The sequence below is a fragment of the Rhodopseudomonas sp. B29 genome (assembly GCF_000333455.1).
Lineage (GTDB): Bacteria > Pseudomonadota > Alphaproteobacteria > Rhizobiales > Xanthobacteraceae > Rhodopseudomonas.
On the sequence record NZ_BADD01000024.1, the window covers coordinates 1 to 1,807 of the forward strand.

A 1,807-nucleotide genomic window follows, 5' to 3' on the forward strand; every position below is an offset into this window, starting at 1 on the left:
TGTTACTCCGTACTATTGTGCTCGTTTCCAGTCCGGCCTGCTTAAACGCGTCAACGATAACAAACCACATAGTTTCTGTGTTGACGCCCCCTTCAAACCGAATGCTAATTTGGTAAGGAGCAGTTGCTTTGATCACCGAGATGGGAACTCCAAAAGATTGCAGGTTGGTGATTATGCGCTTTGCGTGGATCAGAAACTCGCTCAACCGTTCTGTTTCCGGAGGAAGATCGCCTAGCTTGCCTATCCATCCACCATTGTAGAGCCCAAGCCAAATCTTGGACCAGTGAGTCTGATCAAAAACTCGCTCCAGGTGATCCGCCATTGAACCACCCCGCCCCGACGCAACCCCAATCACTACTCCGGCCTCAAGAAGCCGTTTTACGTGATCAATTATTTGGGGCGAAGGCGGTCGGTCGTTGTCGTTAGAATTGCAAAGAGTGCCGTCGTAATCAAACACAATGGAACGAAATTTCTGCGCCTGAAACGCTAATTCAGTATCTTCAAGCGCACGTCTTATTTTCCCACTGTTTCGCGACGAGGGCCAGTGAGCGCCGAGAGCTTCATACTTTGAAATCTCTCCTCGTAACGCGTCTTCGAAGGGTGGAGGAATCAGACTTTGAAGGTTGGCGTAATACAGGCTTCTACCCAGCGGAGAGATCGTTGGTTTAGCGATGTTGCGATTAGCCGCATTTGCGATTTCGGATACAAGATGCATGCCCGCAATGAGACCGGATATTAGATCCTTCGGTTTCGCGGCAGGCAGCTGCATGCAGAACGTGGGCACCTCCAGCGGGATCTGAGGACACATATCGGTCCAGAGTCTTTCTACAGCCGGCTCCGTTAGTACCAATAATGATGCATCCTTGGATCGCTCAGTAAGCCAAAGGTGGCGTCCGTGAGCGAACGACCGAAAGTCAGCAAGCTGACTGAATAGTAGCGCCGCTTCTGAAAGCTTGGACTCCAGATCCTCCGCAATTGGGCGAAGATTTGGTGAGAAGACTATGATTAAGCTGCCTCGTCTAGCGGTTTCCTTGGCGAAGGATGCTGAAGACCTAATCCATTCTTCGAGAGAGAGCCCCCCGAGGACAATCTCGTCAGCCTGACGATGGATCTCGACAGGCTGGCGATCCAGCTCGCCGTAGGCGCGGGCGACTACCGCTGCATCAAATACAAGGCTGTTTGTTGCGAGATAGCCGTCCTTTTCGGTCAACGCAAAAACGTGCGGGGTTACATCATTCAAGTCAATCACTTGGTCCATTAACGGACTATGCTCTCGATTGGTTATAACGTGAACCGTTCGGGAGCTGTGCTGCCGAGCTCTATGGAGAGCCTCAAGTATATCGGGATTTTTTCCTTCAGCAGAAACGATAAAGATAGGGCTTGTGGATGCCAAGGTGGGATTGCAAATCAATTCGAGGGGCGTCACAGCCCGAGAAACGCGACCTGTAAAAGCTTCATGCAAGCTACAAAGAAGAGAGGCAACCGTGAACGATCCGCCGGATCCGACTGCTATGATACTAGCTTCGCTCGCCGCCGCGATTGCAGTCTTAAACCGCTCGATATCAGCAGACGCTGCTGCCTCGACCGTTTTTCCCAATTTCGACAGTTCTAGTTCGTAGGGAGTCATCTATCCTTTACTTTCAACTTCTGCATTTTCGCTTGTTGGGGTTTCCCGGCCCTCTTGGTTTCTTTGGCTGAGGTTCTTGTCACCTTATGTCGGTCTTCTACCAAGGCGGCCCGAGTAAATCTGGGCTCTCCTACGGTTAGATCATTGCGCAATTCCATCAGCATCACGCCGAGCATATTT

At 51.1% G+C, this 1,807-nt stretch carries 2 protein-coding genes; both read right to left on the reverse strand.

The genetic code is table 11. The features are described from left to right. Positions 1-1,627: HAD hydrolase family protein (locus I5M_RS31925; RefSeq protein ID WP_148287797.1), on the reverse strand; the 1,627-nt coding region annotated here is incomplete at its 3' end. Beyond that, positions 1,624-1,807: hypothetical protein (locus I5M_RS33285; protein ID WP_210161606.1), on the reverse strand; the 184-nt coding region annotated here is incomplete at its 5' end. The genes I5M_RS31925 and I5M_RS33285, both read right to left, overlap by 4 nt.